14 protein-coding genes and 1 tRNA gene are annotated in these 14,942 nt (G+C 50.7%); 7 read left to right on the plus strand and 8 right to left on the minus strand.

All coding sequences use genetic code 11. The annotated features are described in order from the left end of the window. Positions 1-28 precede the first annotated feature (28 nt). Positions 29-1,927, plus strand: a complete 1,899-nt coding sequence (locus tag HZB31_10160; GenBank protein ID MBI5848290.1) for a propionyl-CoA synthetase — start codon at positions 29-31, stop codon at positions 1,925-1,927. 73 nt (positions 1,928-2,000) lie between these two features. On the opposite strand, the gene HZB31_10165 is transcribed toward HZB31_10160, so the two are convergent. The 3 genes from HZB31_10165 to HZB31_10175 all read right to left on the minus strand — a co-directional run bounded on the left by HZB31_10165 (position 2,001) and on the right by HZB31_10175 (position 3,922). After that, complete coding sequence (locus HZB31_10165) at positions 2,001-3,266, minus strand: site-specific DNA-methyltransferase (protein MBI5848291.1); 1,266 nt, start codon at positions 3,264-3,266, stop codon at positions 2,001-2,003. Positions 3,267-3,294: 28 nt separating this feature from the next. Next, positions 3,295-3,384: transfer RNA gene (locus tag HZB31_10170), tRNA-Ser, on the minus strand. 130 nt (positions 3,385-3,514) lie between these two features. After that, positions 3,515-3,922, minus strand: coding sequence for a hypothetical protein (locus tag HZB31_10175; GenBank protein MBI5848292.1), 408 nt, complete (start codon positions 3,920-3,922; stop codon positions 3,515-3,517). A 199-nt stretch (positions 3,923-4,121) separates the two neighbouring features. Here HZB31_10175 and HZB31_10180 point away from each other — a divergent pair, with 199 nt between their 5' ends. The 3 genes from HZB31_10180 to HZB31_10190 are packed head-to-tail and all read left to right on the plus strand — an operon-like array spanning position 4,122 to position 7,208. Next, complete coding sequence (locus tag HZB31_10180; GenBank protein ID MBI5848293.1) at positions 4,122-4,328, plus strand: hypothetical protein; 207 nt, start codon at positions 4,122-4,124, stop codon at positions 4,326-4,328. A 4-nt stretch (positions 4,329-4,332) separates the two neighbouring features. Next, positions 4,333-5,757, plus strand: a complete 1,425-nt coding sequence (locus tag HZB31_10185; protein ID MBI5848294.1) for an FAD-dependent oxidoreductase — start codon at positions 4,333-4,335, stop codon at positions 5,755-5,757. Beyond that, positions 5,757-7,208, plus strand: a complete 1,452-nt coding sequence (locus tag HZB31_10190) for a radical SAM protein (GenBank protein ID MBI5848295.1) — start codon at positions 5,757-5,759, stop codon at positions 7,206-7,208. Before HZB31_10185 ends, HZB31_10190 begins: the two co-directional genes overlap by 1 nt. A gap of 2 nt (positions 7,209-7,210) precedes the next feature. Here the strand turns inward: HZB31_10190 and HZB31_10195 are convergent, their stop codons facing one another. Both HZB31_10195 and HZB31_10200 read right to left on the minus strand, forming a co-directional pair. After that, on the minus strand, positions 7,211-7,546 hold the full coding sequence (locus HZB31_10195; protein MBI5848296.1) for an ArsR family transcriptional regulator: 336 nt from the start codon (positions 7,544-7,546) through the stop codon (positions 7,211-7,213). Beyond that, on the minus strand, positions 7,540-8,052 hold the full coding sequence (locus tag HZB31_10200) for a nitroreductase family protein (protein ID MBI5848297.1): 513 nt from the start codon (positions 8,050-8,052) through the stop codon (positions 7,540-7,542). Before HZB31_10200 ends, HZB31_10195 begins: the two co-directional genes overlap by 7 nt. Before the next feature lie 100 nt (positions 8,053-8,152). Between HZB31_10200 and HZB31_10205 the strand changes: the two genes are divergently transcribed. Together HZB31_10205 and HZB31_10210 are read left to right on the plus strand one after the other, a co-directional pair. Continuing rightward, positions 8,153-9,292 carry a M20/M25/M40 family metallo-hydrolase gene (locus HZB31_10205; GenBank protein MBI5848298.1) on the plus strand — a complete coding sequence of 380 codons (1,140 nt, stop codon included), beginning with the start codon at positions 8,153-8,155 and terminating at the stop codon, positions 9,290-9,292. Positions 9,293-9,349: 57 nt separating this feature from the next. After that, positions 9,350-11,176, plus strand: a complete 1,827-nt coding sequence (locus HZB31_10210) for a M3 family oligoendopeptidase (GenBank protein ID MBI5848299.1) — start codon at positions 9,350-9,352, stop codon at positions 11,174-11,176. 33 nt (positions 11,177-11,209) lie between these two features. Here HZB31_10210 and HZB31_10215 read toward each other — a convergent pair whose 3' ends face one another. Beyond that, positions 11,210-11,515 carry a hypothetical protein gene (locus HZB31_10215; GenBank protein ID MBI5848300.1) on the minus strand — a complete coding sequence of 102 codons (306 nt, stop codon included), beginning with the start codon at positions 11,513-11,515 and terminating at the stop codon, positions 11,210-11,212. Positions 11,516-11,625: 110 nt separating this feature from the next. On the opposite strand from HZB31_10215, the gene HZB31_10220 reads away from it, so the two are divergent. Continuing rightward, positions 11,626-12,303, plus strand: coding sequence for a hypothetical protein (locus tag HZB31_10220; protein ID MBI5848301.1), 678 nt, complete (start codon positions 11,626-11,628; stop codon positions 12,301-12,303). Positions 12,304-12,320: 17 nt separating this feature from the next. Here HZB31_10220 and HZB31_10225 read toward each other — a convergent pair whose 3' ends face one another. Beyond that, positions 12,321-14,354, minus strand: coding sequence for a fused MFS/spermidine synthase (locus tag HZB31_10225; GenBank protein MBI5848302.1), 2,034 nt, complete (start codon positions 14,352-14,354; stop codon positions 12,321-12,323). A 94-nt stretch (positions 14,355-14,448) separates the two neighbouring features. Then, positions 14,449-14,838, minus strand: a complete 390-nt coding sequence (locus HZB31_10230) for a response regulator (GenBank protein ID MBI5848303.1) — start codon at positions 14,836-14,838, stop codon at positions 14,449-14,451. Between the last annotated feature and the right edge of the window lie 104 nt (positions 14,839-14,942).

Raw genomic sequence — 14,942 nt, forward strand, 5'->3', positions numbered from 1 at the left:
AATACATAAATAACCAAGGAGGCTTACGATGGGCAGGTACGAGGAAGTTTTTAACAGAAGTATTCAGGACCCGGAGGGTTTCTGGGCAGAGGCTGCTGAAGCAATTGACTGGTACAAGAAGTGGGACAAAGTTCTGGACGATTCGAACAAGCCTTTTTACCGCTGGTTTTCCGGCGGTGAGATGAACACCTGCTACAATGCGGTTGACCGGCATGTCAAAGACGGCCGGGCTGAGCAGACGGCACTTATTTATGACAGTCCTGTTACCGGTTCGATACAGAAATATACCTATCGTGAACTGCTTGAAAAGGTCTCGCGGTTTGCCGGAGCGCTTAAGGATATGGGAGTAGCCAAAGGCGATACGGTCATTATTTATATGCCGATGATCCCGCAGGCAGCAATAGCAATGCTCGCCTGCGCGCGTCTGGGGGCGATTCACTCGGTGGTATTTGGCGGCTTTGCTCCGCACGAGCTTGCCATCCGCATTGACGATGCGAGGCCGCGTGTCATCATCTCCGCCTCCTGCGGCATAGAGGTAAAGAAGATTATCGAGTATAAATCGATGCTCAACAAGGCCATTGAACTTGCCGAACATAAACCGGAAAAATGCGTAATTCTGCAGCGTCCCCAGGTTGCTGCCGAGCTGACACCGGGACGTGATTTTGACTGGGATGACGTATCGGCAAAGGCGGAACCGGCTGACTGCGTACCGGTCAAGGCGACTGACCCGCTCTATATCCTCTACACCTCTGGCACAACCGGCAAGCCTAAAGGCATTGTGCGCGACAACGGCGGTCATGCCGTTGCGCTGCGCTGGAGCATGGAGAACATCTATGATACGAAACCTGGTGAGGTTTTCTGGGCTGCATCTGACGTGGGGTGGGTAGTTGGCCATTCCTACATTGTCTATGCCCCGCTTCTGGCAGGTTGCACGACCATACTGTATGAAGGAAAACCGGTCGGCACGCCTGATCCGGGAGCCTTCTGGAGGGTAATCTCTGAACACGGCGTGAAGACCCTTTTTACGGCGCCGACTGCGTTTCGGGCAATCAAGAGGGACGATCCTCAGGGTGATTACCTGAAAAAGTATGACCTGTCGAATTTCAAATATCTATTTCTGGCCGGTGAACGGCTCGATCCGGATACCTACCACTGGGCCCATAATTTACTTCACAGGCCGGTCATTGACCACTGGTGGCAGACAGAGACCGGCTGGCCGATAACCGCAAACTGCATGGGCATAGAACAGTTTCCCCTCAAACCGGGATCATCGACCATGCCTGTTCCGGGATTCGACGTTCAGATACTCGACAGCAGCGGCAAGGTTCTCGGTCCCACGCAGGAGGGACTTGTTGTTGTGAAACTGCCTCTTCCTCCGGGCACGCTGCCGACGCTCTGGCAGGCTGATGAGAGATTTTTACAGTCATATACAAAGGTATATCCCGGTTACTATTTCACGAGCGACGGGGGGTTCAGGGATGAGGATGGGTATGTCTTTATCATGGGCCGCGTTGACGATGTGATCAATGTAGCAGGTCATCGTCTTTCGACCGGTGAGATGGAAGAGATTATTTCCCAGCACCCGGATGTTGCAGAATGTGCAGTCTTTGGTGTGCATGATTCGCTTAAGGGACAGGTTCCTTTTGGCCTTGTGGTCCTGAAGGCGGGTGTCAAGACAGACAGCAGTGAGATGAAAAAAGGACTGGTGGGAATGATACGGCAGGAAATCGGCCCCATTGCCTGCTTTAACGAGGCTGCGGTTGTCGCAAGACTGCCGAAAACGCGCTCGGGAAAGATCCTGAGAGGCACGATGAGAAAAATCGCTGACGGCGAACCATTTGCCATGCCCTCGACCATCGAGGACCCTGCGGTTCTTGGTGAAATTGAGGAAACGCTCAGAAAAGCGGGGTATGCGAACAAAAAATAGCAGCGACAATGAACGAGATAAAAATGCGGCTTTCGGGCCGCATTTTTTTTATGAAGACTGGATGCCGCGAAAGCTACTTCTTATGAAAAAGGACAATGCGGTTGGTGTTGGTGCCGTCGGTGTTATTGCTGACCCCCCAGATGTTTGAGGTCTTGGTAAATTCCTGCAGGTTAATAACGATCCCTTCGCAGGAGAAGCCCGCAGCAATGCCAAGGGGCACCACAAATTCATCGAGCCTGATCGTCCCTTTTCGTACTTCGCCCACCTCAAAGGCTACCCAACCGCCCTTTTTCGTGATCCGATACAGTTCATGAAAGACCCTGCCCATGATCTCCGACCAATCTGTTATCGATTTCGGCGTAGATATACCTGAGGCGATCTTTTCGGCATCCATGCCATTGAACCAGCATCTGAGCCAGTTGTCCTTTGAATACGTGACAATGTCCAGGAAGGGCGGTGATGTTACGGTCAACTGAACGGTTTTTGATTGTATCTCTGCTGTTTTGGATGCATCACATGCCAGGAATAATGCCGTTTCCCCTGCCTTGTTCAGGTAACTCTTCTGTTCTTCTGTCACATTCCTGAGGAGGCTTTTTGTTTTTTTCAGGATGATCTGTTTAATATCCCTATATTCCGGGATTTGGTCGCGCTTTATATTTATCCTGATCTGTTCATCCTGTGTTATTGCCTGATTGGGCGGAAACGTATAGACCGAGAAAAAGCCTGAGGAGTGGCCGGTCAGGCGGTTCGTGGCAACCATGCGGATCCATCTGTCTGTCATGTCCTCAGATCCGTCCTCTTTTCTTTTCTGCAGATACTGTTTGAGTGAAAGGATTTCTGTCAGCGTATCAGCATGATAGAACATCGATAGATCTGTGTCAGGCTTGATCCGTTTCTTAAATCTGATCTGCTCAACGCGCTCTGCGATATCCTCAAAACGGGGGATGAAAAAACGCGGTATTGCCAGTATTTGATTAAGCGGATTGATGTCGTTTGAGATGATCCTGCGGCAGAGCAGTCCTGCCTCGATAACGGTTGTGCCCCGCCCGCTGAACGGATCATACACAATATCACCCTCTGATGTAAGGAGGTTGATAAAGAAGGCAGGCAACTGCGGCTTAAAGCATGCCCTGTACGATATCTCATGGATTGAAGAGGCCTGCCGCTGTCTTGCAGTCCAGAATTCATTTATATACTGAGGTATGCGGTGACCATCAAGAGAAACGGTTCGGACTATTGTTGCTGATTCATGTTGGTGAGGAACATCTGAAACGTGTATATTTCTGAATTGGCTGATATAGCTTGCAAGAGTTTCTGTATTGCCTTTTGTGCCAATCATGAGGTCAGTCCTAACGCATGGAGATAACTGGCGGAGAGGGGGGGATTCGAACCCCCGATGGAGTTGCCCCCATAACGATTTTCGAGACCGCCGCCTTCAACCGCTCAGCCACCTCTCCAAGGCGTCTATTTTACCGCAAACGTATTTACAATTGAAACCGTGATGAGGGAAAAATGATGAGCAGGCTTCTCCTGTTACTGCCCAATCCTGCGGAATAGTGATGAAATGTCGGCGAGAGCCCTGTGTTGTCAGTGAAATGCCTGTTCTTTGACCTGGATCACGGTCAGGGGCATTGAACTGACCAGTTCCTTGTCGAGATAGTGCTCAATCCAGTATGTGCCGGCTGCCCGGAACTCGATATTCAGATGCAGGGAAACATCGCGGTGTTTGTGATGAGCGTCGTTCATCGCGATCCGTGATACCGTTTCCCTGAGCGTGGTCTTCCGGTCAGGGGACAAAAGTCGTGTAATAATTTCAAATTCTCCCCGGCCTTCAGTCCATTCGGACATGAGGGCAAGACGCGGGTGAAGCACAGGGAAACTCATGGCGTAGATGTTTTCAAAAAGACCCATGAGGCTGATCTTGCCCCCCTGTTCCTGTCTCACATCATCGCAGACGATGGTGTAGCTGAGTGATGGTTTCATTGTCTCTGTCATTGGGAGCCCCTTTGTAATAGCGATAGCAGTAATAGTCTGTATTTTACCGTTCACCGGAAAAAACAACAAGAAGCCGCCGGATACCTTAGAGCGTATTCCTGCCACAATCGGATACGCTCGCAGATCTGCTGATGTATGGAAATACGCTCCGGACAAACGGTAAAATAAGCCCATGATCATTCATACGAAAAATGGAGAAATGACTGACACGTTACTGCAGTTGAGAGAAATGTTCCCCTCCCTTGCCGATGAAGCGGATTCGCTTGAGGTCCTTGTCTGCGTCAGGGAGGATGCGGTGCGGGTCAGGGCCTTTGCTGCCATGTCAGGATTCAGGACCGAACTCTGTCGTGAAGACGACCATTACCGGATCAGCATTAGCGGCAGTTCCTGCGGATGTTGCAGGTAATTCGATGAGTATTCCGTTTCAGGAAAATGAGCATATCGTGGTATTGGGAGGCGGACTGACCGGTCTTTCTGCAGGAGCTGTTCTTGCCCGGGCAGGGTTTGGGGTGCGTGTGCTTGAAGCCGACATGACGGTCGGAGGCCTCTCAAAGACGATTTATCACAACGGCTTCAGGTTTGATCTCGGCGGCCACCGGTTCTTTACGACTGACGAAAAACTGAATTATTTTATTCGGGACCTGATGCAGGATGAACTGATCACCGTGCCCCGCTCCAGCAAGATTTTCATGCGGGATACGTTTCTCGACTATCCTCTCAGACCCGCAAATGCTTTTTTTGGGCTCGGTATATCTACGAGCCTCGGTATCCTTGTTGATTTCGGCATCGAAAAATGCAGAGGCTTATTCGGCCGAAAAGACCCTGTTTCTCTTGAGGACTGGGTGATAAGAAACTTCGGCCGCACCATGTTCGATATTTACTTTAAGGTCTATAGTGAAAAGGTCTGGGGTATCGATTGCAGCAGGATCAGCGCTGAATGGGTTGACCGCAGGATCAGCGGGTTGTCGCTCGGCAGGGCGCTCAAAAATGCATTTTTCAGGGCAGGCGGGAAAAAGATTCCGACCCTCGTGGATGAGTTCTTTTATCCGAAGCTCGGTATCGGCAGGATATCTGACCGGCTTAAAGACGAGATCGAGCTGCATAATGAGGTCAGGCTTGATACCAGGGTCGAGGAGATCCATCACGACCATGGCGAGATCAAAAGCATCGCGGTGCGTCATCAGGGCAAGCGTGAGCTGATAACCGGCAGGCAGTTCATATCGAGTCTGCCCCTGACCCACGTTATCAATATGCTGCGTCCTGCTCCACCGCATCATATCCTTGAGGCGGCATCAAGACTCAGGTTTCGGGACCTTGTCGTTGTCGCCGTTATGATCGACAAAAAACGGGTTACTGATCAGACATGGATCTACATACCGGAGGAGAAAATACCTTTTGGCAGGATTCATGAGCCGACGAACTGGTCTGAGATGATGGCTCCGGAGGGCAAGACCCTGCTTGTGGTCGAATATTTCAGTTTTAAAGGTGACAGGATATGGAGCGAAACGGATGCGCACCTTCTTGAGATTACGGTCGGGCACCTTGAGAAACTCGGCTTTATCGAAAGCAGAGATGTATGCGACAGCATGGTCGTCCGCGTTCCAAAGGCCTATCCGCTTTTTGAAGTCGGCTATCATGGGCTTTGCGATGAACTCTATACGTATCTGGGGCAGTTTAAGAATCTTCATATTGCCGGAAGATCAGGCATGTTTCGCTATTACAATATGGACCATGCGATAGAGTCAGGCATCGGTGCAGCAGAGGCTGTGATACGCAGGGGTGCGCCTTCATCTGCTTCGGCAGAAGCAGATACATTCTATGCAGGCTGCAAATAATGAGATGCGCGCTGGTCATACCATCATGGGTCCCTGAGGATATCTTTTCCTCAAAGACCGCGGCATCCCAGATCAACTACTGGCAGCCACTCGGAACGCTCTATGTTGCGGCAGTGCTGAGACAGGCCGGCCATGAGGTTATCTTTGTTAATGGTGCATTTACCCTGCATGAGCAGCTTTTGAGCGAAATCCGGGCATTCAAACCGGATTTTATCGGTATCTATTCAACTACCTTTGGCTGGAACAAGGCGAAAGCTGCGGCAGCTGACATCCGAAAGATGCTTGGAGATGTTTTTATCTGCGCCGGCGGCCCGTATCCGATTGCGGTTCAGGAGAACTGTCTTCAGGATTCAGGCAATCTCTTTGATGCAATCGTCACAGGGGAGGGTGAGCAGACCTGCCTTGAGATGATCGAGAGACTTGAATCCGGCAAAGGATTTCAGGGAGTTTCAGGCGTAGCATATCGTGAAAAAGGAGAGATCGTTAAGAACCCGCCCCGACCGCTGATAGAAGATCTTGATGCGCTGCCTTTTCCAGCGCGAGACCTCCTTGGCGATTCGATGCTCTATATCCCACCCCCTGCGACGTACAAGAGAAAACCGGTGGCCGTGCTTATGACTTCGCGCGGCTGCAACAGGAAATGCATCTATTGCTTTCAGATAGACAGACAGAGACAGCGGGGTATCAGGTTTCGCAGTGTTGACAGCGTGCTGAAAGAGATCGAGCATTGCCTTGCGCTCGGCTATAAGGAGATCAAATTTATTGACGACACGCTAGCCGCTGATTATGACAGGGCAATGCAGCTTGCGCAGGAGATAAAAAAACGGAAGCTCGACTTTACCTGGTTTGCCTCTGCCTGCGTAAATCAGGTGGACAAGCCGCTGCTCCAGGCGTTCAGAGATGCCGGCTGCTGGGCTATTCTTTTTGGCGCAGAAAGCGGTGTTCAGAAGAACCTCAACACCATCAGGAAGGGCACGACCCTTGACCAGATACGCAGGGCAGTAAAGGCCGCACAGGAAGTCGGCATCCGGGTGAGCACTCCCTTCATGTTCGGCATTCCGGGGGAGACCTTTGAGGAGGGGCTCCAGACCATTGAATTTGCTCTTGACCTGAATCCTGACATTGCCAACTTTCATGCCATAACGCCCTTTCCCGGCACAGAACTTTATGACAACCTTGCCCAGTATGGTACGATCTCGGACGAGCTTTCAGACTTCACCTATCAGGGGGCAGCATTCATCCCCTTTACCATGACCAGGGAAGAGATCCTGAAACTCCGCCAGCTCGCATTTAAGCGGTTTTATTCCCGCCCCTCATTTCTGTTTAAGCGACTGCTTGAATTGAGAAGTCCCCATGAACTCATGATTGCCCTCAAGAGCCTGAGAAGCCTCTTCCATCTCTGGACCAAAAGCGAACTTTTTGAAAAGAAGAAGCGTGATGTCTCTGCATAGCCTTAATTGCTGCGAAGGGTAAACAACGGTTCCTGGATCTTTTCTCCGTGGCAGATGGGGCACCTGCCCGGTTTTTTGAGCCGCTCCCTTTTCCTGAAGATAAAGCCGCATTTCGTGCATTCAGCCGGTATGACGGTAAGATGATGGCCGGTCTTATGTGTCGAACGTCCGATATGTTCAAGGTGTTCAGATACATCCTTCTCTGAAATATGGACCTCAGCCGATAGCTCCATTGCAGAGAGGGTCTGGTCCTTTAGCAAAGACAAAATCTCCTTTCTGATCGTCTCGTGCCGTTCAGCAGGGACCGGCGGCTCCTTGGGTTTCTGCTTCCTTACCACGTGTTGTTATGAATACGCGACTGATTGTACCGGTCAGACCGGGGTGGTTTTTCTTCAGCCGGATGGCCGATTGGGATCAAGGCAAAGGGTATCACCTGCTCAGGGATGCCGAAAAGTTTGCGGAACCCGGTAACGCGATCTTCCCTGGGGTACACCCCTACCCATACTCCTCCAAGCCCGACTGCATGGATTGCCAGAAGAAGGTTCTCCGTGGCCGCCGCACAGTCCTGAACCCAGTATCCGACATGTTTTTCGAGTGACGGATCTCCGCAGACAAGGATTGCCATCGATGATTCCCGGCACATGAGGGAATGGGGGTGCAGAGAAGGTATCTGGTCTAACAGTTTTCTGTCGTTTATGACGATAAAATGCCAGGGCTGCTGGTTGCCTGCTGACGGTGCGCTCATGGCGGCCTCAAGTATGTCATGCAAGGCCTGTCCTGAAACCGCTTCTGTGGTATATTTGCGAATGCTCCTGCGTGAATAGAGTATCTCCATAGCGCTCATGATAGGCCTCCTGACCATGATTTTCGATATGCTTTCAGTATAGCAAAAGAGTATCTGGTTTGCCCTGGCCGGGCATGGAAATAGACCGCTCATAATTGGTATGCTTACATCTATGCGAAAAGAACTGCTCATCAACAAAAAACGTCTGATCTGCACCTTCATGGACCTTATCAATATCAACTCTCCATCCTTTGAAGAGGGACGCATTGGCGACCACCTTGAAGACGCATTTCGTGGCCTTGGATTCAGGGTAACCAGGCAGAGCTATGACAGATCGTTCAATATTATAGCCTTCAAGAAAGGCAGTCTGAAAAAAGCTGCACCGCTTCTGCTCAGCGCACATATGGATACAATCGAGCCGACAGAGGGCATACGCTATGCGATAAAGGGAAATGTCATAAGGTCTGTCGGCGAAACAGTCCTTGGCGCAGACGACAAAAGCGCCATAGCCCAGATTCTCGAGGCAATGACAGTGATGAAGAAGCAGGATATCCCTCATGGTGATATCGAGGTTGTCCTGACTTCAGCAGAAGAGAAGGGACTCTTTGGCGCCAAGGGCCTTGATTTCAGAAAAATAAAAAGCAGATTTGCCCTTGTGCTCGACTCAGGCGGTCCGGTCGGCAGGATCGTTGTTTCTGCTCCGACGCAGATCAGTTATGAGATGCGGGTTGTAGGGAGGCCTGCGCATGCCGGTATCGAGCCGGAGAGAGGCATCAACGCCATACGAGTTGCCGCGGAGATCATTGCGGCAGTCCCTGACGGAAGAATTGATTCAGTGACAACTGCGAATATCGGGTTAATCCGGGGAGGCACTGCGACGAATGTTGTCCCCAAAGAGGTCCTGATCCATGGTGAAGTGAGAAGCCATGATTCCGGTGCGCTGCGAACGGTCAAGAACGCTATCTTCGATTCGGCAAAAAACATTGCAAAAAAGAGAAGTGCAAAGGTGCATATCAAAGCCCGCGAAGAATACCGGACATTCAGGATCAGCGAAAAGGAGCCTTTCCTTGCCTTTATGGATTCGATATTCCTGAAGTCAGGGATAGAGCCGGAGCATACGGCGACCGGCGGCGGCTCTGACGCCAATATCTTTAATCAGCACGGGATCGTAACTCTCAACCTTTCCACCGGTATGCAGAAGGTCCACTCCCACGATGAATTTATCCATATCGACGACCTTCTGAACGGAAGCATTGTTGTTGCTGCTGCGGTCAGAGATTTCGTCGAGTTCAGGAAATAGCTGCGAATACCCGCCCGTTACGTCCGCTGATATGATAAGGAGATAATGATGAGAAAAATGAATGATAAAGAGCCGCAGGGCAAAAACGTCGTCTGGAACCTGAAGCATCTTTTTCTGGGCGACGATGATCCGCGCATTGAAGAGCAGAAGAGGCTGATCAAGAAGAAGAGTTATGCGTTTATCAATAAGTGGAAAGGGCGCAGGGATTACCTGAAAGACCCTGCCGTGCTTAAAGAGGCGCTGGATGAGTATGAGCGCTGGATGAGGAATTACGGTTCAGACGGCAATCCTGGCTATTATTTCTGGCTCAGAAACCAGATCGATCGAAATAATACTGACCTCAAGGCACAGCTCAACAAGATCGAAGAATTCAGCAGGAATATCGGCAATGATATTCAGTTTTTCCACCTCAGAATCGCAAAGATACCCCGCTCCCTGCAGAAGAAATTCCTTGCATATAAGGGTCTCCGCACATATCGTCATTACCTCGACCGTATTTTTGCAGAGTCCCAGTATATGCTCTCCGAACCGGAAGAGAAGATCATGAACCTCAAATCCTCCACTTCTTACGGCAACTGGGTAAGAATGACGTCCGACTTTCTCTCCCGTGAGGAGCGCAAGGTCCTGCTTGAAGACGGCAGTTATGCCGCAAAACCCCTTCCGGATATCTCAAGCCTGACGAAAAGCAGAAACAGGAAAGTGCGTGATACTGCTGCAAAGGCGTTCAATGATATCATGAGCTGCAACGTCGATATCGCAGAGGTCGAGATCAACTCCGTGCTTGCGAACAAGAAAGTTGACGATGAACTGAGAGGGGTCCCCCGGCCGGATCTGCTTAGGCATATCAGCGATGACATGGAGAGTGAGACGGTCGATGCGCTGATACGGGCTGTTTCCGGGCGCTATGATATCTCCCGCCGCTTTTATGAACTGAAGGCCGAACTCATGGGTGTAAGGGTCCTGAAATATCATGAGAGAAATGTTGAATACGGCTCGATAGAGACGAAATATCCGTATGACAGATCAGTGAAACTTACCAGAAAGGTCTTTGCCGGTCTTGATCCGCAGTTTGCCGATATTTTTGACGGGTTTCTCGGCAGCGGGCAGTTCGACGTGTATCCGAGAAAGGGCAAGGGCAGCGGCGCCTTCTGTGTGCATCATCTTATATCCCAGCCGACCTATATCCTTCTGAACCACACGGGTATTCTCTCTGATGTGCTGACGCTTGCTCATGAGCTTGGCCATGGTATCAATAATGAGCTGATCCGGCAGAAGCATCATGCACTGAACTTCGGCACGCCTACTTCGACTGCGGAAGTTGCCAGCACCTTTATGGAAGACTTTGTCTTGAAGGAGATCCTGCGGCAGGCTGATGACGAACTCAGACTGAGCATCATGATGATGAAACTCAACGATGAAGTCTCAACCATCTGCAGGCAGGTTGCCTGCTACCAATTCGAGCAGGAGCTTCACCTTATCTTTAGAGCGAAGGGCTACCTTTCGAAGCTTGAGATCGGCAAGCTCTTCCAGAAGCATATGGCGGCTTATATGGGCGATGCAGTTGAGCAGTCAGCAGGATCCGAGAACTGGTGGGTCTACTGGAGTCATATTCGCCAGTTCTTTTATGTGTATTCCTACGCCGGCGGGCTCCTTATCTCAAAGTCGCTTCAGAACTCTGTTCAGGGGGACCCGAAGTTCATTACGAAGGTAAAGGAATTTCTGTCCGCAGGTCTTTCGGACAGCCCGAAGAATATATTCATGAAGATGGGCATTGATATCACAGACCGCGGGTTCTGGGATAAAGGACTGGATGAGATTGAAGTCCTGCTTCAGGAGACAAGGGAATTAGCATTGAAACTGAAGAAGATCAGAAAGAAACGATAATGCTTGCTGCGGTCGGAGCGTCTGACGTCTGCGCTATTTAAGGACGATATGGAAGCCGATTACCGTACGGAAATCCTTGCTGGTCTTCTTTGTCGGGTCCTGCCGGCTTGGCGCTGTGCAATCCATATAGGTGCTGAGACCATCACCGACAGGGATGCTGAATTCCCGTGCGGTGTTTACTGATTGGGCTTTATTCATCATGAGTCCGGTTGCTTTAAGATTGATGGCGGATGCAAGGTCTTTCGTTGAATCGTCAGCCATTGCAGCGGATGCAAGAAAAAGAGACAGGACGGTAAAAACCAGGAGGGATACGTATCTCAGAAGGGTAATGGTATTCACGACTTTTTTATGTTATCACAATGTTCGTGAAAACACCGTTAAATTTTCTTCATTTTTAATAGTATCTTGGAACTATTCAATCATAAACAAATATTGTCAGGAGCATAAAGATGTGTGAATTCTGCACAAAGCACGGAGAAGGAAAGATCTGGTATAAGAATGCGGCAAACTATGGACAGGATCTCCTGTCTGACCTCAACCGCCGTAACTATATAGAGACTTTCTTGCTGCCGATCGAGGAGATCCGCGAACTGGTGCGGAAGGCCAGGACCGTGGTCCGCATGCCCTGTGCCTGCCGCTGGGATATCGAAAAAAAAGAAGTCCGCTGCTGTTATGCGATCAGCTATGGCCCTGAGCCCTGGTATAACGCCATAGATATGAGCTACTTTGGCACTGCACCAGATCAGGGTCTTGAATCCCTGAACGCTGACCTTGCGCTAAGGCAGATGGAGGAGATGGAAGAGCAGGGGGCGATCCATACCATCTGGACCATGATGACGCCTTTTATCGGTGCCATCTGCAACTGCTCCGCAGAGGGCTGTCTTGCCATGACAACCCTCTCAAAAATTCATGTCGAGACCATGGCTCGGGCTGAATATGCGGCACGGGTCGATGAAACGATCTGCAGCGGATGTGGTCTCTGTGATACGGTCTGTCACTTTGACGCTATCGACAGTATTGAGGTGAGCGGAAGGTCGGTCAGCCGCATTGACAAGGGAAAATGTTTCGGCTGCGGAATATGCCGCAGGTCCTGCAGTCTGAATGCTATCTCGCTGGAATTAAGGTAACGGCAGAGCGTTCCGGCTTATTGCCAAAAACGCTTCTTTTTCAGGATCTGAAAGAGGTTGCTGTAGTCATCGGTCCAGACGCGCATCGCAGGATCTGATTTCAGCGTTCCTGCAGCCTTGGCAATTTCAGGAGATTTCAGCGGCGCTGAGGTCATCAAAACCCAGTCTGAAGAATAGATCTCCTCAGTTTCGTCTTCCGTGCTGCTGATCATGACCGCCTGCTTGCCAAGTGCGCTGCCGAGTTTTTCGACAACCGGTTCCAGATTAAGGTGGGCATTGGAAATGTGCAGCGCAAGGACTCCATCGGGCCCGAGGTGGCGGAAATAAAGCTCAAGCGCCTGTGTGGTAAGCAGATGGGCGGGAATGGAGTCTCCGGAGAACGCATCTACTACCAGCAGGTCATATATCCGGTCCTTTTCCTGCTCAAGAGAAAGACGGGCGTCTCCAAGAATAATCTCTGCAGTGCCGCGGCAATCCGACAGATAGGTAAACTCTTCCCTGGCGAGCTTCTCGACAAGGGGATTGATCTCATAAAAGCGGAAGAGGTCGCCAGGTTCGGCGTATGCTGCCAGAGTTCCGGCGCCGAGGCCTACAACACCGACCTGCAGCGAAGGTTTTCTGAGATGCTTTATCGCCATGCCGACACCGGATTCCGGAGCGTAATAGGCTATCGGATCACGCCGCCACTCAGGATCGATGAACTGAACTCCGTGGGTAATCGAGCCATGGACAAGTCTTCGGGTCTCGATCTCCTCTCCTTTGTCGTATTCGTTGACGCGCAGCATGCCGTAGAAATTTCTGACCATGGCCCGGGCGGTCTGCTGGTAGGTATAGACATAGTAGCCGCAGGCGAGTATGACCCCAACCACCAGAAGGGTGCCTGCCACATTGTACCACCTTCTCCGGATATGAACGATAAAGAGAAGGATCGCGCAGGCAGCAAGTGAAGCCGGCAGTTCATAATATCCTGAAAAGAGCGTGGGGGCTGCAAGACCTACGATAAGGCCTCCCAGTGCACCGCCGGCTGACAGCATGAGGTAGAACGAGGTAAGAAACCGTGAATGGGGCTTCCGCTTTACCAGTTCGCCATGACAGAACATACAGCAGGCGAAGAGTCCGGCGGAAAACGAGATGATGACCAGCATCAGGCTCATCCTGGCATTCCAGTTGACCAGTCCGTATGCCATTACCCCTAATGCCATGGCAATGATCCAGAGATACGCGTTTCTGCTGTACAGGTTCTCATAATCAAAACAGAGAATAAAGCTCAGGAGATAAAGACTTAGCGGCAGTATCCAGAGAAACGGGATAGAAGTGACATTCTGCGTGAGATGATTGGTCACAGCAAGGAGCATGGTCGAGGCGCAGGCGGCAAGGGCAAGCCAGAGCAGTTTTTCCGTAAAGGACGGAGACTGGCATTCGGGATGGTCTGTTGCAGACTGTTCGCTGACCGAACAGATATCATCTGCCCTTACATGCCTGCTGATCCAAGCCGTGGCGATGGCAATAATCACAAATACGGCATATGCCGACGACCAGCCGGTTGACTGCTGCCTGATCGTAATTGTCGGTTCAACAAGAAAAGGATAGACAAGCAGTCCCAGCAGTGATGCCAGGTTGGAAAGGGCAAAGAGGCGATAGGGCAGCGCTGTCTTATATTTTCTGCTGTACCAGGCCTGAAGAAGCGGGCTTGTCGTGGAGAGCAGGAAATACGGGAGTCCGACAGAGACGGTCAGCAGGCCAAGGATGCGCAGAATCGGAGCTTCACTGCCCGTCGGCTTCCAGCCGGAAGCAGGAACAATGGGCAATATAAGAAGGCTTGTGCAGAGCAGAACTGCATGAGTCAGCATCTGGAGCCTGGGCTTCAGATAACGCACGAGGATGTGTGCATAGATATAACCTGCCAGCAGCCAGGTCTGAAAAAATAGCATACAGGTGATCCAGACTGCGGCAGAGCCACCAAACCAGGGGAGGATCATCTTGGCGATCATCGGCTGTATCTGGAAGAGCAGAAAAGCACCAATAAATATTGTTCCGGCATACATAAGCATGGCACCTATATTATACGAAGTGAATACCAAACGCTAACTTCGCAGAGCGCTGCCGCACAAATCAATGGCTAAACCGCACAACTGATGGGGTGACCTAGCGGTCTAATATTTCGCGGACTTTACGGAGGAGGTCTATGGGAGACAGAGGTTTCATGATAAAATCGAGATGAGAGTCCAGAAGGGTCTCTTTATTTATAATGTCCGCAGTATAGCCGCTTGCAAACAGCGCACGAATATCCGGGTTGAGCGCTTTTATGTCGTCATAGGCTTCCTTGCCGTTTTTGACCGGCATCAGCATATCGAGGATCACCAGCCGTATTGCATCGTTATTGGCCCTGAATTTCTCGATGGCATCAGCACCGTCTTCAGCAAGAATCACTGTATAGCCAAACTCAGACAAAACAGTGCTGGCCAGCCTTCTGAGAGCTTCGTCATCCTCGGCAACTAATATGGTTTCGCAGCCGCCCTTGGGCAAATCATTCATTGATCAGCAACTTCCCTTATGGAGAATTGATGGTTTACGACAAAACAGATCGTATCTCTGAGAACTGAATCATTTTACTGCTCTAAGCAGCATTATCTCAAGCA

It is taken from the genome of Nitrospirota bacterium, from assembly GCA_016235245.1.
GTDB lineage: Bacteria > Nitrospirota > Thermodesulfovibrionia > Thermodesulfovibrionales > UBA6898 > UBA6898.